The organism is Marinobacter sp. 1-4A, assembly GCF_016597725.1.
Lineage (GTDB): Bacteria > Pseudomonadota > Gammaproteobacteria > Pseudomonadales > Oleiphilaceae > Marinobacter.
In genome coordinates, this window is record NZ_VCGY01000009.1 from 69860 (window position 1) to 89222 (window position 19363).

The 19363-nt window shown below is 55.2% G+C and carries 15 protein-coding genes; 7 read left to right on the top strand and 8 right to left on the bottom strand.

Going from position 1 to position 19363, the window contains the following annotated elements; translation table 11 throughout:
• Positions 1-95: 95 nt before the first annotated feature.
• The 4 genes from gmk to FE845_RS16290 all read left to right on the top strand — a co-directional run bounded on the left by gmk (position 96) and on the right by FE845_RS16290 (position 3680).
• Positions 96-728, top strand: a complete 633-nt coding sequence (gene gmk / locus FE845_RS16275) for a guanylate kinase (RefSeq protein ID WP_200366993.1) — start codon at positions 96-98, stop codon at positions 726-728.
• Positions 729-828: 100 nt separating this feature from the next.
• Positions 829-1041 (top strand): DNA-directed RNA polymerase subunit omega, encoded by a 213-nt coding sequence (gene rpoZ, locus FE845_RS16280; protein ID WP_200366995.1) that lies wholly within the window; start codon positions 829-831, stop codon positions 1039-1041.
• Between the two features lie 21 nt (positions 1042-1062).
• Complete coding sequence (locus FE845_RS16285; RefSeq protein ID WP_200367005.1) at positions 1063-3204, top strand: RelA/SpoT family protein; 2142 nt, start codon at positions 1063-1065, stop codon at positions 3202-3204.
• A gap of 89 nt (positions 3205-3293) precedes the next feature.
• A complete protein-coding gene (locus tag FE845_RS16290; protein WP_200367007.1) occupies positions 3294-3680 on the top strand; it encodes a RidA family protein in 387 nt (128 codons plus the stop codon).
• A 65-nt stretch (positions 3681-3745) separates the two neighbouring features.
• On the opposite strand, the gene FE845_RS16295 is transcribed toward FE845_RS16290, so the two are convergent.
• Positions 3746-4612 (bottom strand): NAD-dependent epimerase/dehydratase family protein, encoded by an 867-nt coding sequence (locus FE845_RS16295; protein ID WP_200367009.1) that lies wholly within the window; start codon positions 4610-4612, stop codon positions 3746-3748.
• Between the two features lie 76 nt (positions 4613-4688).
• Here FE845_RS16295 and FE845_RS16300 point away from each other — a divergent pair, with 76 nt between their 5' ends.
• The 3 genes from FE845_RS16300 to FE845_RS16310 all read left to right on the top strand — a co-directional run bounded on the left by FE845_RS16300 (position 4689) and on the right by FE845_RS16310 (position 9242).
• Positions 4689-5648 carry a hydrogen peroxide-inducible genes activator gene (locus FE845_RS16300; RefSeq protein ID WP_200367011.1) on the top strand — a complete coding sequence of 320 codons (960 nt, stop codon included), beginning with the start codon at positions 4689-4691 and terminating at the stop codon, positions 5646-5648.
• Between the two features lie 8 nt (positions 5649-5656).
• On the top strand, positions 5657-7732 hold the full coding sequence (recG, locus tag FE845_RS16305; protein ID WP_200367013.1) for an ATP-dependent DNA helicase RecG: 2076 nt from the start codon (positions 5657-5659) through the stop codon (positions 7730-7732).
• A gap of 145 nt (positions 7733-7877) precedes the next feature.
• Positions 7878-9242, top strand: a complete 1365-nt coding sequence (locus FE845_RS16310; RefSeq protein WP_200367130.1) for an aminoacyl-tRNA deacylase and HDOD domain-containing protein — start codon at positions 7878-7880, stop codon at positions 9240-9242.
• Positions 9243-9521: 279 nt separating this feature from the next.
• On the opposite strand, the gene FE845_RS16315 is transcribed toward FE845_RS16310, so the two are convergent.
• From FE845_RS16315 to FE845_RS16345, 7 genes are all read right to left on the bottom strand, one after another.
• The gene (locus FE845_RS16315; protein ID WP_200367015.1) at positions 9522-9977 is read right to left on the bottom strand and encodes a DUF2489 domain-containing protein; all 456 of its coding nucleotides are present in this window, start codon (positions 9975-9977) and stop codon (positions 9522-9524) included.
• Complete coding sequence (locus FE845_RS16320) at positions 9946-12294, bottom strand: molybdopterin-dependent oxidoreductase (RefSeq protein WP_200367017.1); 2349 nt, start codon at positions 12292-12294, stop codon at positions 9946-9948. The genes FE845_RS16315 and FE845_RS16320 overlap by 32 nt, the downstream gene beginning before the upstream one ends.
• Before the next feature lie 171 nt (positions 12295-12465).
• On the bottom strand, positions 12466-12723 hold the full coding sequence (locus FE845_RS16325; RefSeq protein ID WP_200367019.1) for a YdcH family protein: 258 nt from the start codon (positions 12721-12723) through the stop codon (positions 12466-12468).
• A gap of 84 nt (positions 12724-12807) precedes the next feature.
• Entirely contained in the window at positions 12808-13644 is an 837-nt protein-coding gene (locus FE845_RS16330) for an OmpA family protein (protein ID WP_200367021.1), read from the bottom strand.
• Positions 13645-13671: 27 nt separating this feature from the next.
• Positions 13672-14046 carry a DUF4398 domain-containing protein gene (locus FE845_RS16335; protein WP_200367023.1) on the bottom strand — a complete coding sequence of 125 codons (375 nt, stop codon included), beginning with the start codon at positions 14044-14046 and terminating at the stop codon, positions 13672-13674.
• A 406-nt stretch (positions 14047-14452) separates the two neighbouring features.
• Complete coding sequence (locus FE845_RS16340; protein WP_200367025.1) at positions 14453-14623, bottom strand: hypothetical protein; 171 nt, start codon at positions 14621-14623, stop codon at positions 14453-14455.
• A 17-nt stretch (positions 14624-14640) separates the two neighbouring features.
• The gene (locus FE845_RS16345; RefSeq protein WP_320159701.1) at positions 14641-19305 is read right to left on the bottom strand and encodes an autotransporter domain-containing protein; all 4665 of its coding nucleotides are present in this window, start codon (positions 19303-19305) and stop codon (positions 14641-14643) included.
• Positions 19306-19363 lie beyond the last annotated feature (58 nt).

Below are 19363 nucleotides of genomic sequence, written 5' to 3' on the forward strand. Positions count from 1 at the left end.
ATCCGGGATGCGGTGTTTGGTCAAAGGTCGTATAATTAATCGCTTTGCAGGTCGCCAGTAATGGTGGCCAAGTCCAGTTCAGGAGTTGTCGAATCATGAGCCAGTCCGGTGAAACGGGTACGCTGTTTGTTATTTCTGCGCCATCGGGTGCTGGCAAGACCAGTCTTGTAGCAGAAATGTTGCATGCGGATCAAAAGCTGGGAGTATCTGTATCCCATACCACGCGCCCCATGCGCGAAGGCGAGAAAGACGGCATTAACTACCATTTTGTAAGCCGTGATGAATTTGAGGCTATGATAGGCCGTGGCGACTTTCTGGAGCATGCAGACGTTTTCGGTAACTACTACGGCACGTCGCAGGTATGGGTTCGGGAAATGGTGGCCAGTGGCCGAGACGTGATTCTTGAAATTGACTGGCAGGGCGCTGCCCAAGTGCGTCGGCTTATTCCAGAGTGCGTTAGCATATTTATTGTACCTCCCTCTTATGAAATCTTGCGGGATCGTCTGGTAGGCCGAGGTACGGACGCAACGGAAGTAATGGAGCGGCGTTTATCCGAAGCCAGAAAAGAATGTGAGCATGTCGGGGAATTTGACTACTTAGTAGTGAATGATGGCTTTCAGGACGCGCTAACCGACCTCTTGGCTATTGCACGTAGCCAGCGTTTACGTATTGCAAATCAGCAGGCCCGACACAGCGCTTTGCTCTCTGGGCTCATTGGGGCAAGTTAGAGCAAGGCCAGATAGGGGGTTTTGCTGTATACAATTTGTGCCGCGAGCAGTAAACTACGCGGTCTGCTAAATCAGTCATTTTAATTTTGTCGGGGATGTTATGGCACGAGTTACCGTTGAAGATTGTCTCGAACATGTGGATAACCGCTTCCAGTTGGTCATGCTGGCGACCAAGCGTTCCCGCCAGATTGCCACCAAAGGCGCCGAGCCGATGGTTGCGGAAGAAAACGACAAACCCACGGTAATCGCCCTGCGCGAAATCGCCGCTGGCTTGGTTAGCCGCGATCTGCTGACCGAAATCGAAGAAGACTAAGGCGGTTGCGGATAGATTGCGGTGTCGCATGAGGCTACGGTAGAAGGGCTAGCGGTCGAGCTCAGTACCTATCTTGATACCAGTCGCATTAATCAGGTGCGACGGGCGTACTATTACGCCGAGCAGGCCCATGAGGGCCAGATGCGAAAAAGCGGCGACCGCTACATAACCCACCCTCTCGCAGTTGCTCACATTCTTGCAGGCCTCAAGCTCGATCATCAGAGCTTGATGGCTGCAATGCTTCACGATGTTATAGAAGATACGGGTATCCCCAAAGACGCCCTTGCTGAACAGTTCGGCGAGGATGTGGCGGAACTGGTGGATGGTGTCAGCAAGCTGACCCAAATAGAATTCCGCTCCCGTGCCGAAGCTCAGGCAGAAAACTTCCAGAAAATGACCTTGGCCATGGCCCGGGACATCCGGGTTATTCTGGTTAAGCTTGCTGACCGTTTGCACAACATGCGCACTCTGGGGCCCATGCCCTACGAAAAGCGACAGCGCATTGCCACAGAAACCCTCGATATATACGCCCCCATTGCCAATCGCCTTGGCATGCATGCCGTTTCCACAGAGCTTGAAGATCTTGGCTTCGCAGCGCTGCACCCGATGCGTTCCCGCTATATCTCCAAGGCCGTGGACAAGGCACGAGGCAGCCACCGTGAAATCATTGAAGAAATACGCGGCCGGTTGCAGGAAAAATTGGAAGAGCGTGGTTTGCCGGGCAGGATACTTGGTCGCGAAAAGCACCTGAACAGCATCTACAACAAGATGAAGCTCAAGCAGAAGTCGTTCTACGAAATCATGGACGTGTACGCCTTCCGCATCATTACCGATACTGAAGACGACTGTTACAGGATTCTGGGCGCTGTTCACAGCCTTTATAAGCCAATGCCGGGCAGGTTCAAAGACTATATTGCCATGCCCAAAGCCAATGGTTACCAGTCGTTGCACACCACGCTTTTCGGTATGCACGTCAATATCGAGATTCAGATTCGCACCGAGGAAATGGAACACATTGCCAACGATGGCATTGCGGCCCATTGGATGTATAAAAACGAGCCGACCAGCGCTACAAGTGTCAACCAGACGCGAGTGGACCGCTGGGTTAAGGGCTTGATGGAAATGCGCGAGCGCGCGGACGACTCGCTCGAGTTTATTGAACACGTAAAAGTGGATCTCTTCCCGGATGAGATCTATGTGTTCACCCCGAGGGGTAAAATTATGGAGTTGCCCCGGGGCGCAACACCGGTAGACTTTGCTTATGCTATCCACACAGACATAGGTAACGCCACGGTTGCCTGTCGCATCAATCGCAATCTCGGGTCTCTGAGTAAGCCACTTCAGAGTGGCCAAACAGTTGAGATCATTACTGCCCCGGGTGCCCGCCCGAACCCTGCTTGGCTCAGTTTCGTGGTAACGGGCAAGGCGCGCAGCAGTATTCGCCATACCCTGAACAGCCAGAAGCTGGCGGAGTCGATGGAATTGGGCCGTGCGCTACTGAAAAAGTCCCTCAATGGTTTTGGTGCGCGCCTAGCTGATATTGATGATGCTCAGAAGCAGGTCGTTGTGAACCACAATCAGGTAAACAGCTTCGATGAGCTGATCAGTGATATTGGCTTGGGGAACCGCATGGCGTATTTGGTAGCGCGTCAGTTGGTGAGTGGTGCTGAAAGCGAAGAGCCAGACGAGGCGATTAAGGATATTAAGGGTGGCAGTGATACGCCGGTCACCATACAGGGAACCGAGGGCATGCTGGTTCACTTTGCTGCCTGCTGCAAGCCGATACCTGGAGACCCCGTGGTTGGGGTAATGGATTCCGGCAGTGGCATGGTTATCCACTCCGACACCTGTTCCCGTTTACCGGAAGATGATGAAGGCCGGTCACGCCTGACCCACCTCACCTGGGCCAAAGACATCACCGACGAGTTTTCTGTTGAGCTGCGAGTTGAGTTGGAGCGCCAGCGTGGGGTAATTGCGGAGGTGGCCAATGCGGTTGCAATGGCAGACGGTAATATCGAACGGATAAATGTCGACGAGCAGAACGCGCGCTTCAGCGTTGTTAGCCTTGTTGTTAAAGTGCATGGCCGTAAGCATTTGGCCCGGGTAATGCGCCGGGTACGCAACATCAAAGCGGTTACGTCGATCAACCGAGTGAAATACTGATCCTGAAGGAGCTTGCCCGTCTCTCTGGTTGACAGCTCGCGTGTGGAACAGCGACGATTGGTGTTTTAGACGAAAGGAAAGCAAACAGTATGACCAACAAATCGATCATCCAGACTGAAAACGCACCGCAGGCAATTGGGCCTTACTCTCAGGCTGTAAAGGCAGGCGACACGGTGTATATTTCTGGTCAAATTCCGCTGGACCCCGAAACCATGGAAGTTGTGGCAGGGGATTTTTCGGCAAAAACCCGGCAAGTGTTTGATAACCTCAAAGCGGTTTGTGAAGCCGCTGGCGGTGCATTGAAAGATATCGTTAAAGTGAACATCTACGTAACCGATCTGGCAAACTTCGCCACGGTTAACGAAATCATGGCGACGTATTTTCCGGAGCCATACCCCGCCCGGGCAGCGGTACAGGTTTCTGCGTTACCGAAAGGCGTTCCGGTAGAGGTAGAGGCTGTGATGGTGCTGAGTTAATTCAGCGCCTATTGGTAAGATGATTAGAGCAAAGGCGGCCTCGGCCGCCTTTGTTCGTTCCAAGACTAACCTTTATCAATCATTTCGCGGTACCCCGCGCGAAAGTCCGGGTAACGGAATGTAAATCCGGTCTGTAGCAGCCGCCTGTTGTTGCAACGCTTGCTACCAGCGCGACCGCCCTTTCTGGCTTCAGCTACAGGCTCGGCGCAGGGCACCTGCTTGCGCACCCAATCGACCACTTCATCAAGACGAACGGGCTCACAATCACTGGCCACATAGCAGCTATCCAGAGGTTTGCCTGCAAGTGCCAACTCATTGAGATGAACGACGGCCGCTGCGGCATCTTCTTCATGAATGCGGTTGCTGAACGGAGCAGGCCTCACCGGGTTCATGCGGCCTTCAATGACCTCCTCCAGAAAGCGCCGTCGTGATGGCCCGTAAATGCCGCTGAAGCGAACAATGGTGGCGGGGTGGCCGCTATCCAGTGCTGTTCGTTCACCGGCAAGAATTTGCTGGCCTGTTACACGGGTAGGAGAGGCGGTACTGGTTTCATCGACCAAACTGTCATCATCCTGAGCATAAACACTGGTGCTGCTAATAAAAAATAGCCGTTTTAAGGGTTTGTTGCCCAGCGCCTCCAGCAGATTGGACAGCCCGTTAACATAGGCATCGCGATAACCTTTCTCGTCGTAACTGGAGGGCGTTAGGCAGTAGATAATCGTATCCAGATTGTCTGGTAGCTTGCCAGCTAGAGTTTCCGGGCGAGTTAAGTCTGCGCCTATACCCTCAACACCTTCAGGCACTTTGGTAGGGTTGCGGCGTAATCCATAAACCTGTGCCGACTCTTTTAGCATGCTGGCGATGGCGCCCCCGAGTTTGCCACAGCCGGCAATAAGAATTCCTGACTTACTATTGCGATCAGCGATTGCCATAGACAATATCAATCCTTATCCTCTAACCCATAAATAAGTGAAACTTCGCCCCGTATCCTTTTGACCGGAGATCACCATGACGCTTACCGAGTTACGATACGTCGTTACGCTTGCCCGTGAAAGGCATTTTGGCCGCGCTGCCGAGCGTTGCCACGTCAGCCAGCCGACACTCAGCGTTGCGGTCAAAAAGCTGGAAGACGAATTGGGCGTGCCCTTGTTCGAACGCAGCAAAAGCAGCATTCGTGTGACCGAAACCGGCCAGCGCATTGTTGCGCAAGCTCAGCGGGTTTTGGATCAGGTAGGTGTAATCCGCGATATGGCTCAGGATGGTAAAAACCAGTTGAGCTCGCCGCTCAAGGTTGGTGCTATTTACACGATTGGGCCTTATTTATTTCCGCACTTGTTACCCGAGTTGCGCCGGGCAGCGCCGGAAATGCCGCTTTATATAGAAGAGAACTACACCGCCAACCTGCGACAGAAGCTGCGCCAATCCGAGCTTGACGCCATTATCATTGCGTTGCCGTTTGAAGAGGCAGAAGTACTGACCTTGCCTCTATACGATGAGCCCTTTGTTGTACTGCTACCGGCAGATCACCCGCTGGCAGACAAAAAGCAGATCACCGGAGCAGAACTTGCCCGCGAACAACTGTTGCTACTCGGGCCGGGGCACTGCTTTCGGGACCAGATACTTGAGTCCTGCCCGCCTCTGGTGGAGGCAGTTACACGTCGAGCTGACGATGGCGCGCCATCCTTGGTGACCGAGGGCAGCTCATTGGAAACCATACGCCACATGGTTGCCTCCGGCTTGGGAATTACCGTGCTTCCGCTGTCTGCAGCCACCGGCATGCAATACCAAAAAGATGTACTCGTAACCCGGCCTTTTGCTCCGCCTGTGCCATCCCGCACTGTCGCGCTGGCTTGGCGAGTCACCTTTCCGCGGCCGAAAGCTATTGATGTGCTCTCGCTTGCGGCAGGCCAGTGCCGGGTGATTGAAAAGGCGAAGGAAGACACACCGGTTGCAGCCGCAACGGACTGATTTGAACCATGGCATCACTGGATGATATCCCCGTCACCGAGCTCAAGGGCGTAGGAAGCGCCCTTGCTGAAAAACTTGGGCGGCTGGGTATCGCTTCGCTGCAAGACTTGCTATTCCACCTCCCCCATCGCTACGAAGACCGCACAAGAATCATACCCATGGGCAGCTTGAGAGTAGGCGATGTGGCGGTTGTAGAGGGCGAGGTGATGAAGTCGGATTTGGTGATGGGGCGTCGCCGCAGCCTGCAGGTTACCCTGAAAGATAGCAGTGGCTTTCTGGTGCTGCGGTTTTTCCACTTCAACGCCGCCCAGAAAAACCAACTGTCAGAAGGCGCCCGGGTTCGTTGCTTCGGCGAAGTACGGCCGGGGCGCGCCGGATATGAGTTTTACCACCCGGAGTATCAAACCAATCCCCCCGCGATGCCCACGGGGGAGCAAGCAACGCTTACGCCGGTTTATCCACTGACCGAAGGCATACAGCAGCCCAGAGTGAGAGGCTTGTGTCAGCAGGCTTTGGGATACCTTCAGCGGCATCCCATACACGACTGGCTGCCCGCTGAGCTGTTGGCAAGCTATCAGTTACCGGGAATTACCGAAGCCGTCCAATTGGTGCATTCCCCCCCCGCAAATGCGCCGGTTCACCTACTCATGGAGGGGCGCCACCCGGCACAGCAGCGTCTGGTTATGGAAGAGTTGCTGGCCCATCAATTAAGCATGTTGCAGGTTCGGGAACAGATTCAGGCCCGGCAAGCATTGCCCTTACTTCCAACCGGCAACTTGCCCGAACGATTTCTGGATGCGTTGCCTTTTGCGCTTACGGGCGCCCAGCGTCAGGTTTTGAGTGAGATTCGGCAAGATCTCAGCCAGCCACTGCCCATGCTGCGTTTGGTGCAGGGAGATGTTGGTTCGGGTAAAACCGTGGTGGCTGCGCTGGCTGCGATACAGACCATTGGTGCGGGCGCTCAGGTTGCGCTTATGGCGCCTACCGAAATATTGGCTGAGCAGCATTATCAGAATTTTTGTGATTGGTTGGAGCCTCTCGGCATTCAACTGGCGTGGCTGACCGGCAAGATCAAAGGCAAAGCCCGAAAAGAGACGCTGGAGGCAGTTCACTCAGGGGACGCCAGTGTTGTTATAGGCACCCATGCACTGTTTCAGGAAGATGTGCTGTTTCACCGCTTGGCACTGGTGATTGTGGATGAGCAGCATCGGTTTGGTGTGCACCAGCGCTTGGCTTTGCGGGAAAAAGGCGTTGGTGGAACGCTGGCGCCGCACCAGTTAATCATGACCGCTACCCCAATTCCCCGTACCTTGGCCATGAGTGCCTACGCCGATTTGGATACCTCAGTGATTGATGAATTACCCCCGGGCCGCAAGCCAGTTGAAACCATCGTTATTCCTGATGGCCGCCGGGAAGATGTCATTGAGCGTGTACGCGGTGCCTGCACAGAGGGTCGTCAGGCTTACTGGGTCTGTACCCTGATTGAAGAATCGGAAGCTCTTCAGTGCCAAGCTGCTGAGGTAACCGCGCAGGAGCTGGCTGAGCGGCTGTCGGGATTAAAGGTTGGGCTGGTCCACGGCCGCCTGAAGTCGGCAGAAAAGGCCGAAGTGATGAACCGCTTCAAACAGGGAGAGCTTGACCTACTGGTTGCCACCACGGTGATTGAGGTGGGAGTGGATGTGCCCAATGCCTCTCTCATCATCATTGAAAACCCGGAGCGTTTGGGGCTAGCCCAGCTACACCAGCTTCGGGGAAGGGTGGGCAGAGGTGAACAGGCCAGCTTCTGCGTTCTCATGTACCATCCTCCTTTGTCAGCCAACGGCAAAGCAAGGCTACAAGCCTTGCGTGAGAGTCAGGATGGCTTTGTTATCGCCGAGAAAGATTTGGAAATTCGTGGGCCGGGAGAGGTGTTAGGCACTCGCCAGACTGGCATGATGCAGTTTCGGCTGGCAGACTTTGAGCGTGACAAAGGCTGGATTGAACCAGTGCGGGAGGTGGCACCGGGGCTTATGAAGCATCCTCAGCTAGTACAGGCTCTAATCCGACGCTGGCTGGGAGAAAAAACACGTTATGGAGATGTTTAAACCGGTTTTGTGTTCGCGCCAACTAGGAGTGCATCCGTATGAACTGGTTCTATATCAACATTTATTGCTAAGTCATGCCCTATACTAAAGATCCAACGGCAGACGTTATGGCCAGACTGCAAGCAGCGATACTCGGGAGAATATGATGGAATTACCTGTCACGGTACAACAGGCTCTTGGTGAATCCGTAAAAGGTGTTTCGCTTAGAGATACGCGTCAGGCTAACCGCCACGAGTTATTGCGAATGGTGCTGCTTCACGACGGCAAGGAAAACCTTCAAGCCATCTGCTGCAAAGACGACTTAATTGACCTTGAACAGCTGAACAAACAGCTGGGGCGGGATTTCCGTCTTATGAAGCCCCGTGAGCAAGTGCGTGTTAAAGAGCGCGCAGGGCTTCGGGAACTACCGGCACTGCCTTCTTTAACAGGCTGGCCCACCGTTGTGGATCGGCGTGTTAATGATTTGCCTTGTGTTGCTTTGGAGCTAGGGGAGCAAAACTTGGCCATGGTTATGCCCGCTGACGAATTTCGTGCACTGACGAAAAACGCAGATCTTCGCTCGTTTACCGTGGCCTCTGAAAACATAGCCGTAAATCTTGATGACCCGGCTAACGATCTAAACCAACTGACCTTTGCGCTCAAAAAATTTACCAGCCTGCGCATTCAGCAGCGCCTAGAAGATACGTTGGAGCTTCCGCCACTGCCAGAAACGGCTCAGCGTATTATTCATCTGCGAGTAAACCCGAATGCGGTCATGGGAGACTTAGTAGATATTGTAGAAAGTGACCCCAGCTTGGCCGCTCAGGTTGTAAGTTGGGCGTCGTCCTCTTTTTATGCCGCCGCTGGGCAAGTGCGCTCTGTACACGATGCAGTATCAAGAGTGCTTGGCTTTGATATGGTGATGAACTTGGCCATGGGCTTGTCTTTGGGCCGAGCGCTGAAACAGCCGCAGGATCATCCGGACGGGTATGTAGATTATTGGCAGCAAGCCATCTGGCAAGCCCAGTCGGCGGGCGTTCTGGCGAGCATGATGCCTCGCGGTGAGCGCCCGGTGTTTGGCTTGGCTTATCTCGCTGGCCTACTGCACAACTTTGGCTATCTTCTGCTGGCTCAGGTTTTTCCTCCCCACTTTAAGCTGGTTTGCCGCTCGTTAGAGGTAAACTCCAATATCGATTCCTCGGTAACCGAGCATTATCTTTTGGGTATTACCCGCGAGCAAATAGCGGCACAGCTTATGGAAAACTGGGGCATGCCAGATGAGGTAACCTTGGCCCTAAGGTATCAGAAAAATCCTAGTTACCGGGGCACACACAGCGTGTACGCCCGGCTTTTGTGGTTGGGGCGCCAACTGCTAACGGCACGGGGTGTTCAGTTGGGTGCTTGTGAGCCTATTGGGCAAGAGATTTATGACGAACTGGGGTTGGATTCTAAGCTGGTAGAGGCGCAGTTTGATGAGTTGGTGGCCAGTAAAGACAATGTTATGGCTATGGCAGGCATGATGAATCAGTAACAAAAAAGCCGGCCTAGAGGGCCGGCAAGGCTTCTGCTCATGGCAGAGTCGTCCGAACGAAAACAGGAGAAACAACGCAGAGCAACCACCCGTGCAACAATTTAACGCTCTGTCACTGTTAAAGTTAGACAAAATCTGAAAAAAGAAAAGCCCTTGCCTTACTAAGCAAGAAGCTGATCGCCCCGTCATTTTTTTAAGCTAAGCAAGCTTATGATATCCAAGCAATAAAAAAGCACTGTCGCTTTTTCGCGTTACAAAATGACACAAATGTAAACAAAGTTAAAAGTTGTGGTTTCGTATCGCTGTTGCGGCGCGGCGGATTTCATCTGCGTAGCGCTTTTCTACTTCAAATCGTTCTTTGTCCATTTTTTCTACAAAACGGACCTCGGTATCCTGACGAGCTTGGTGGGTCGGCATATGGCGGAGTTTTTCATGCACCTCCATAAATACACGGAAGGGTGATTTCTCCATCAACTCAGGCTCAACATGGTCGAGCAAGCCCTTTATGCGCAAACAGGCTTCGGAGTACTCAACCTGATCTTCCTCTATCGCCATGGCGATAACCTTAATGCTGTCGACCATATCTTGACGCCGCTTCGCCTTGAATGCCTCAGCCTTCTGCAAGCGCCTGCGGTTTTCAGCCAGCATTGTCATTTGCCGCCGTATAAACCCCAGCAAGACAATGATGGCGATAGCTCCGGCACTAATCAGGCTCCACTGTAGCCACTGAGGCATGCTGTTCTCCCTGTTTGGTTCTGGCGGATGTAGACGGCTTTTTTGAGTGCAAGACTTTGACAGTTACCGGCTGTCCGTTCAATACGGACGTACCCGCTACCGGATCGGTATGTTGATCACTCAACACATCGTTAATACTTGCGCCAGCATGGGCCGATGCCGTGGTTTGGTGTGTTCCGTCGCGGTTATGACCCCAGCCGTGGGGAATAGAAACAACGCCGGGCATCATGTCGCTCGTAATTTCTACAGGCAAGAGAATACAGCGATTTTCGGCACGGATCTCTGCGGTGCATCCGGCTTGGAGTCCCAACTTGCTTGCATCATCCAGGTTTACCAACAGCGTGCAGCGATCTTTGCCTTTAACCAGCCGGTGGCTGTTATGCATCCATGAGTTGTTACTGCGCACATGGCGCCTGCCAATCAGCAGGAGTTCGCCGGGTGAAGCGGGCGCAGAGAGATGCTGGTGCAGGCGCTCTACATCTTTTAAATAGCGCCGCGGGGCTAGATTGATTTTTCCATCCCGGGTGAATAGACGGTTCGCTAATGCCGGTCGCAAAGCGCCTAGATCAATCCCGCTGGGGTTTTCTTTCAAGCGCTTGAGGGAAAGGCCTTTGGGTAACTCCTTCCACTGTGGATTGAGAGAGCTTAGCTTAGCCAAACTTTTCAATGGGTGTTGTTTGGGCAGTAAATCTAGAATCAAACGTGTGGCAGGCTCCAGAATTCCGCGCACCCGGCTGGTATCTGCGCCATAGGGGCCAGTACGCAGAAGCAAGTCAACGAGCGGATCCGGGCCGACTCGTTTGAATGCCTGCCAGCCTAGCTCTGAACGTAGAGGCAGTTTGTTGCCTTTGCGCAGTTTCTCCAGTCGGTGAGCAAGTTCCAACAGAATTTGCCAATCATGGCGGCTGTCCGGGCCTGCATCAAAAAGTGCTTCGCTGTATTTGGACACGTTACGAACCGCCAGCATGTTGAACACGATGTCGTAATGGCTGCGCTCAAGCGCAGCAGTAGGGGGCAGAATAATATCCGCGTGGCGTGTGGTTTCGTTGATGTAGTAATCCACCGACACCATAAAGTCCAGCCCGCTCAGTGCTTCGTCCAGCCGCTGCCCATTGGGGCTTGAAAGCACCGGGTTACCTGCTACGGTTACGAATGCCCGAATTTGTCCCTCGCCCGGGGTGAGGATTTCGTCAGCCATAGTGCTTGCAGGGTATTCGCCAGCAAACTCCGGCAACCCTTTCACCCGGCTGTGCCGCTTGCCAAAGTGCCCTCGCTGTCCGGACATGGCCCCCAGAGCAATAAGATCAATAGCGGGCTGAGTGAACATAACGCCGCCAACGCTATCCAGCTTTCCGGTAAGGATGTTTAAACAATAAGCGAGCCAAGTCGCAATACTCCCGAAGGTTTGGGTACTGGTCCCCATGCGGGTATAAAGCGCCGCTTTGGGTGTGTTGGCAAGCTGGTGCGCCAGATTACGTATGCTGGTTGCGGCGATTCCGGTTTTTTCAGCGGCAGCTTCTGGGGTGAAGGGCAGGGCGGCCAAGCGAAGTAGGTCTAGATCTTTTATGAACTGCTCTGCTGGCCCTGGATGAACCAAACCGTCCGAAAACAAGGTGTTCACCATGGCCATTAACAGGAATGCATCCGTACCCGGGCGAATAAAATGAAACTCTTCGGCCAGTTGTGCGGTTTCTGTGCGCCGTGGATCCACCACAATCATCTTGCCGCCGCGCTGTTTGAGCGCTTTTAGCCTGCCGCGAAAATCCGGTACCGTCATCAAACTGCCATTGGAGGCCATGGGGTTGCCGCCAATGCAGATAAACAAATCCGTGTTATCGATATCCGGGATAGGAAACAGAACCTGATGGCCAAACATCTCCAAGCTCGCCAGCATATGCGGAAGCTGGTCGTTAGATGTTGCCGAAAAGCGGTTCTGGGAGCCGATGGCCCGAAGGAACGGCATGGTAGCGATTAACGAGCCGTGGTTGTGCACGTTCGGGTTACCAAGATATACGCCAATACTGTTTCGGCCATGGGCTGAGCGGGTACTGTGAAGCTTTTCGGCAACAGTCGCAAACGCCTCATCCCACTCGATCTCCTGCCAACCTGTAGGCGTTTTGCGAACCGGCTTGCGTAAGCGTTCAGGGTCTTCGTGCAGGTCTTGCAGAGCCACTGCTTTAGGGCAAATGTGGCCCCGGCTTAGAGGGTCTTTATTATCCCCGCGAATAGACGCGATTTTGCCTGCTTTTACCTCAATGGCAACGCCGCACATAGCTTCGCATAGGTGACAGGTGCGGTAATGGGTGCCGTTTTGCATGAGGGGTTCTCCCGATATTTTTGTTATTCAGGTTGAGTTTCGTCGTGCAACCAGATTAGCAGGAAAGTACCGGTGGAGGGAAACAGGGTGGGGAGATCAAGAATTTTTAGCGGAGGTAAATGAAGGCGCAAACCCTACAGCTATTGCAGGGTTTGCGAGGGCTTGGCGGATTTAGCTTGCCATTGACGCCTCATAATCACGAATCATGCCATAGAGCTGGTCTTTCAAGCTTATTCGCTTCTTTTTCTGCTCTTCCAGATACTCATCGGAGGTGGTCTCAACCCCTTGTTCGATGCGATACACTTCGTGATCAATGTCTTGATAGGCTTCGAAAAGCTTCGCAAAGTGGCTATCGGTTGTCTTCAGGGTATGAATGGCGTCTTTAGACTCCGGAAAGTCGTGTGCAAGATCGTGTTTTTCAAGTGGCATTCGTTCGTACTCCAAGTTGTTCAGCGTGTTGTATCAAACCAGCTTCCAGCTTAGCGCGTTTGCTTCAGGCGTATCTGACCTAGCTCAGTTTCCACGAGTTTCGATGTTGCCGTTTTCGTCCGAGATAACGATTTCTACGCGCCGGTTTTGCTGCCTACCCGCATCGGAGTCGTTACTGGCAACAGGGTACTGTTCTCCATAGCCACGGACTTCAACCCGGCGGCGGTCAATACCTTGGGAGACCAGCTCATCACGAACCGCTTGTGCGCGGCGCTCAGACAACTGCTGGTTGTACGACTCGTCGCCGGTGCTGTCGGTATAACCTTCTACGCGGACTCTGCGCTCTTCATACTCTTTCATGAACTGGGCAAGACGCGCAATCGTTTGCTCTCCCGAAGATTTCAGATCTGCTTTGTTCAGATCAAAAAGCACATCGCCGAGTGTTAGAACCATGCCGCGATCGGTACGCTCGGCTTGCAGCGCTTCCATTTGCTTGCGCAGCATTTCGGCTTCCCGGCGGGCCTGCTCGGCCTCCATCTGAGCTCTTTGGGCTTCGCTTGAGCGCTGCTCTAGCATCAACGCACGGCGGCGCTCTTCGGCTGAGTCAATTTGCTTTTGAAGCCTTGCGCGTTGTCCTTGCTCGTTAGCGATTTGAGCGTGGCGGTTGGCCAGATAGGCTGCGTGCTCAATACGAACAGTGTCTTTACCTTCCTCCAGCAAATACTCAGCCCGTTGCAATTCATCTCTGGCGCTGCGGAGCTGGCGATTGCCACTGCGGGCAACATCGGGATCGTTCTGAATCTTGGCGTAGGATGCGCGGGCTTCAGTTACCATCGCATTTTCAGGCGGCGTTGTGGCACAGCCTGAAATCATTACTGACAAGCCCACAGCCACGCCCAGTGTTATGTTGCGTTTTTTCATAACAGTCTCCTTCCTAAGATATGGCAATTACTGGCTTTGGTTGATTTGCTTGCGCATGGACTCAATATTTCGATTGATCTCTTCTACAGCCTGTTTCGCTTTTGCTGTGTCCGCGCGCGCAGCCGCCAGTTGGGCATCAACTTCGGCTTGCTCCAGCAGCCTTTCCGCCTGTGTGTACTTTTCTTGATCAATTAGGTTCTTCGCATCGGCGACTTTATTCTGGGCATCGTTGAGCAGAATTGGCTCAAATTCCCGAGCGTCTGCAGCAACGGCCTGCTGGAGTGAGTTCTCTGCCGACTGAAGCTCTGCTGTTGGTGGCTTGCCGGGGCTGGCGCAGCCGCTCAAGGTAAGCGCTATACCGGCAATACCGGCGGTGTATAACTTCGACTTATGCTTAATCATGCACGATCTCCTTTCGGCGATATAACTGCAAGGCAGGACAGTGTTGGTTGTACGAAACGTTCCTACCATCAGATTTGACGGACTCTTGTGAACGGCGAGATGAACCGTAAAATGCAGGGCGCCAAAAGCACCTTGCTTGCTAGTTTAGCAGCCGGTTGGTAATCAACCATGACTTGTTCGCAATAAACATAGCGTGATGGACAGGATACGGATGTGGTTTGTCTGCGCAAAGCGGGCGTAACCATTCGGAAAGTATCGATTTTTTGGGGGTAGGTTAGGGGTGAAGTACCTGTCACAAAGTAGGCATGACAAAAGGAGGTACATGTAAGTAGCGGCGTGGGATGTACTGGGCACGAAGGGCTAAATGGAGTTGGTCCTACCACCATGTCATGGTCAGAGATTGATATCATGAAATGCCCGCAAAGCTTGCAAAGCGAGCATTCAGAATTTGGAAAATACCAGCAGTGGAAGAGCGCGTCGCAAAGTGACCCGAGCCATTAATGTTCAGCTTGTTCGTGAGGGTAAACAAAAGGCCATACCCGTGAAAGTGGCCTCCAATGCCGTCGGCTACTGCCATGTGGAGACAGACGAGCCTCAGAAACGAAGCGCCCAGTCCAGGCTTACACCCTGACTGTCAGCATCACGGGACATCTCGCCCTGATAGCTGAGCCCCAGGGTCGAATCCGATGCCACCTGCACCGACACACCCACCTCTACCTCAGCCGTATGGCGAGCCAGCGGTGCGCCCTGGATGGTAAAGCGGCTACCGCCGTCCACAAAAGTCTGGCGACTTTCCGGCTGGCGATCGCCAAAGGCGTACTTCCAGCCCACGCCACCGTGGAGGTTCACCTGGCTCTCGCCCACAGCCACCTCGGTACCACCACGCAGGCCCAGGGTGCTGAAGCCGGTATCGCTGTCCTGGCTGTCGATTCGTAACGCCGCACTGCCGCCCTGCTCCCGGGCGCTATCGTTGCTTACTGTGACCCAGGACACGCCGCCATAGGGCTCCAGCCAGTGGCCCCCGAATGCCAACCGGTAACCCAGTTCCGAGAATGCCAGCAGGCTGCTGACGTCGTAGTCAGCACGCAGGGTCTGCCCCAGCACCTGACGGCGCTCGGTCTCGGCCTCGCCCCAGCCGTAGCTCAGCCCCAGGTTCAGCCGCAGTGCGCTCCACTGCTGGCTGGCGTAAGCCCCCAGGTAGAGGGTTTCGCTGTCGCTGGTGGCGTCCTGGCCGTCCAGGCTCACTTCGCCGGTACTGCCACCGCCGAACAGGCCCAGGCGCCAGCCGTTGCCCAACTGACCATCCACCCCGATCAGCAGGCCATAATCCTCGCTGTCCAGATCGGCATGGTCGTCGCCGTCCAGCTCACGTTTCTGCCCCAGAACCGAGAACCACAGGCCCCGGGACGGGTCCTGTGCCCCGTTCATCCGCTGCAGGGCGGCATGGCGCACCTGCTCGGCACCGCTGATCTGGTGGCTGCGGGTGCCGGTGTGGATTTCTCCGGACAGCCGGCTCATGGCAGCAAAGGCCTGGGCCTCGCTCATGTTCAGCACCCGGTCGTACACGCCGTGGCCGGCGCCCAGGGTGAAGGCCGCATCCGCCGTTACCGTCTGGTTGTGGCTCATGCCCGCCAGGGCGAAGGTCTCAATGGGCGTTTCGGGTTCCGGTTCAGGCTCTGGTTCAGGCTCTGGTTCAGGCTCTGGTTCAGGCTCTGGTTCAGGCTCTGGTTCAGGCTCGGGCTCGGGCTCTGGTTCCGGTTCGGGTTCCGGTTCGGGTTCCGGTTCGGGTTCCGGTTCGGGCTCCGGTTCGGGCTCCGGTTCCGGATCAGGCACCGGTGGCGGCGTCACCACGGTGAGGTCACTGATCAGGTAATAGGCATTGCCGTCATCGTCGGTACGGAAATCCAGATAGGCGTAGTCATCGGTCACGGTCTGGTTGCCGTTAACGGTCAGGCCACCAGCAGCCTGTACCACGGTGTAGCGGGCGCCGTCGGCATAGTTGGTCGAGCCATTGTCGGTGCCGTTCTCCGGTGTCACATGGACCAGCGCGCCGTCCTCGATGGTGGCACTACCGGCCACATCCACCAGGTCGTTGTGGGTGCCGGCGGTGGTGCCGCCGCCCGTCAGCTCCACCTCGTAGGTGGTCCCAGCCCCCAGAGTCCAGTCGCCGCCCACCGTGAGCGTGCCGATGGAGTTGCCCGGGGTGACGGTACCGCTATTGACCGTCACATTACCCACCGACCCGCTGCCTCCCAGAGAGCCGCCATTGACCAGGATATGGGAGTTCGCTATCGAACCATTGACCAGCAGGGTGCCATCGGAGATGGTGGTGTCACCGGAATAGGAATTGGCCCCCGTGAGGATGGTGGTGCCGGTGCCGCGCTGGTTGACGCTGCCCGCTCCATCGTCTTGCTGGATATCGACCGCCAGAGTCAGAGTGTCGGTTTGGTTGAAGTTGATGGTGCCCGTACTTCCCGTCCCGAACGGGCCGATTAGGAGTTTGTCGGCTTCAAGCACTCCCGCAGTGGTCGGGTCAGCAAGGTCGTAGGCGCCAAAGTTCAGGACGCCCTGGCCATCGCGTCTCTCTCCGAACACAACGGTTCCAGCGCCCCCACCAACTGAAACCGTGCCTCCGTTTGCCAGGGTCAAGGTGCCATTTCCGGCCCCTCCCAGGTTCAGGGCTAACGCCCTGAGCGCCGCCTCGGAACCATCCACCGTTACCCGACCAGCCACACCAGAGCTATTGCCCACGTGCAGACCACCGGCGACATCCACTTCACCGCCATCAAGGACCTCAAGGGTGCCCTGGCTACTATCTCCAACGTAGAGCTGCTCTGTCACTTGCCATTGCGCGCCGCTGCCATCAACGCGAACCACCCCGGTACCGCCGTCGCCGACATGGGACCGTTCACTGATCACCGAACTGCCTGCCCCGATCTCCAGGGTGCCTGTCTGGCTGGCGGTATCACCTACATACAGCCGCGCTGCACCATGGCTGATGCGGCCGCCATCGCGCACGGCCAGGGTGCCGTTGGCGATACGGGTTTCGCCGGTGTAGGTGTGGGTGCCGGTGAGGGTCAGGGTACCGGAACCCTCTTTGCTCAGAGATACTGGCGTGGAGCCTTCTCCCAGAATGCCGCTAAAGGTGGCACTGTCTGTGCCCTCAACAGTAAAAGTAAAACCGGGGAAGTGATCCGGGAAGGTCAGGTGATCACTGAAGGTTGCGCCATCGGCGAGCGTCAGGCCAGTACGGTAGCTGTCAGCCGTCAGGTCGTTGCCATCCCCGCCTGTCTTGGAAATAACAGAAAACAGTTCACCGTCACTGCCAAGGCTACCAGCACCCGGAGTAAAGGTGCCAGCGATGGGATCTGCCCCATCATTGTCAATCAGGGTGTACCGACTATGGATTGGCAGGCTGTCTAGCGCATCCAGAGCGATGACGTCTATAACTACACCATCGTTCAGGGTAACGCCCCCCGTCGCTATCAAAGTATCGGAAGCACCGGTGCTATCCACTTCAAACTGCAAGGTGGAACCTGTGTTGGCTGTCACATCGTCGGTGCTGAGCGAGCCGATGGAGTTGCCCGGGGTGACGGTACCGCTATTGACCGTCACATTACCCACCGACCCGCTGCCTCCCAGAGAGCCGCCATTGACCAGGATATGGGAGTTCGCTATCGAACCATTGACCAGCAGGGTGCCATCGGAGATGGTGGTGTCACCGGAATAGGAATTGGCCCCCGTGAGGATGGTGGTGCCGGTGCCACGCTGGTTCACGCTGGACGTTCCTACGCCCTGTACGATATCAGCCGCCAGAGTCAGGGTGTCGGTCTGGTTAAAATTGATGGTGCCCGTACTTCCCGAATATAAAAGGTCGATTTGGAGACGGTCAGCCTCGAGCACGCCCGCAGTGGTCGCATTCGCAAGGTCGTAGGTGCCAAAGTTCAGGGTGCCATGGCTACCGGAATCTTGCCCCAGAAGAACCTCACCACCGCCCCCATCGACCGAAACCGCACCTCCGTTCGACAGGGTTAGGGTGCCGTTTCCGTCCACCCCTAGGATCAGTTGTAACGCCCTGAGCTCCGACCCGGAACCATCCACGGTTATTCGGCCAGTTACACCTGAGCTATAGCCCATCTCCAGCGCTCCGGCAACATCCACTACACCACCATCGTGGAGTTCCAGAGTTCCCTCGCTTGTCCCTCCCACATAGAGGAACTCTGTCAGCTGCCATTGCGCGCCACTGCCATCAACGCGAACCACCCCGGTACCGCCTGAGCCGACATAGGACCGCTCACTGGTCACCGAACTTTCCGCCCCGATCTCCAGGGTGCCGGTCTGGCTGGCGGTATCACCTACATACAGCCGCGCCGCACCCTGACTGATACTGCCCCCATCCCGGACTGACAGGGTGCCGTCGGAGATGCGGGTCTCGCCCGTGTAGGTGTTGGCACCGGTCAGGGTCAGGGTGCCGGTGCCCTGCTTGGCAACCGTGCCACTGCCGCTGATATCGCCGGCAAAGGTGGAATCATCGGAACGGTTGAACACCAGTGAGCTGTTGTTGATCACATTGCCGGCAATCGACCCGGACGTGCCGCCGTCGCCGATCTGCAGCGCGCCGCCACTGATGGTGGTGCCGCCGGTGTAGGTGTTGGCCCCGGTCAGGGTCAGGGTGCCGGTGCCGGTTTTAATAAGACTACCGGGTAAGTGTGGGTACGTGTTGCTTATTACCCCAGAAAAAAGCGTGCTGGTATCCAGGGCACCGACTTCCAGGCTTTTACCGTTGCTTATCACCACTCGGCCACTGCCCTCAAGGCTGCCGATGGCGCCGGAGGCGCGCATTCGAAGTTCGCCATGGACAATGTGGCGGGATGCGGCGCTGAGACTGTTTGGCATTTGCATACTATTCACCAAAACCGCGCCAGTCTCTATTGTGGTGTCGCCGGTATAGAGCCCGCCGCCACTATCCTCCAGATAAACCGCCACCCCCTCTGTAACCGTGAGTCCTCCGGTTCCTGATATGCCACCCTGAAAATAGACGTAATTGGCCGATGCCGGATCACTGGCGTCAATCGTAAGGGTTTCAATGAGTTTTATTTGAGTTCTTATAAATACATCAAAAGAACCAACATTCGAAGGCGAGGACAAATAAACCCTCGGGTCCGTCCCATCGAAAGCGAGCGTGTCTGTACTACTATTGGGATAGATAATAATGGACGAGTTGCCCGTATAAGGGGTGGAAAAGTCCAGCCTGTTCACGGTGAAATCGCCGAGATCATGAGTCGAGCGGTATCCGTCGCTACGATCGAAACTCAAC

Bases quoted from the DNA above. Each gene is read 5' to 3' on its own strand.
- gmk (WP_200366993.1), top strand. From the start codon at position 96: ATGAGCCAGTCCGGTGAAACGGGTACGCTGTTTGTTATTTCTGCGCCA.
- rpoZ (WP_200366995.1), top strand. From the start codon at position 829: ATGGCACGAGTTACCGTTGAAGATTGTCTCGAACATGTGGATAACCGC.
- FE845_RS16290 (WP_200367007.1), top strand. From the start codon at position 3,294: ATGACCAACAAATCGATCATCCAGACTGAAAACGCACCGCAGGCAATT.
- FE845_RS16295 (WP_200367009.1), bottom strand. From the start codon at position 4,612: ATGGCAATCGCTGATCGCAATAGTAAGTCAGGAATTCTTATTGCCGGC.
- FE845_RS16300 (WP_200367011.1), top strand. From the start codon at position 4,689: ATGACGCTTACCGAGTTACGATACGTCGTTACGCTTGCCCGTGAAAGG.
- recG (WP_200367013.1), top strand. From the start codon at position 5,657: ATGGCATCACTGGATGATATCCCCGTCACCGAGCTCAAGGGCGTAGGA.
- FE845_RS16310 (WP_200367130.1), top strand. From the start codon at position 7,878: ATGGAATTACCTGTCACGGTACAACAGGCTCTTGGTGAATCCGTAAAA.
- FE845_RS16315 (WP_200367015.1), bottom strand. From the start codon at position 9,977: ATGCCTCAGTGGCTACAGTGGAGCCTGATTAGTGCCGGAGCTATCGCC.
- FE845_RS16320 (WP_200367017.1), bottom strand. From the start codon at position 12,294: ATGCAAAACGGCACCCATTACCGCACCTGTCACCTATGCGAAGCTATG.
- FE845_RS16325 (WP_200367019.1), bottom strand. From the start codon at position 12,723: ATGCCACTTGAAAAACACGATCTTGCACACGACTTTCCGGAGTCTAAA.
- FE845_RS16330 (WP_200367021.1), bottom strand. From the start codon at position 13,644: ATGAAAAAACGCAACATAACACTGGGCGTGGCTGTGGGCTTGTCAGTA.
- FE845_RS16335 (WP_200367023.1), bottom strand. From the start codon at position 14,046: ATGATTAAGCATAAGTCGAAGTTATACACCGCCGGTATTGCCGGTATA.
- FE845_RS16340 (WP_200367025.1), bottom strand. From the start codon at position 14,623: ATGGCAGTAGCCGACGGCATTGGAGGCCACTTTCACGGGTATGGCCTT.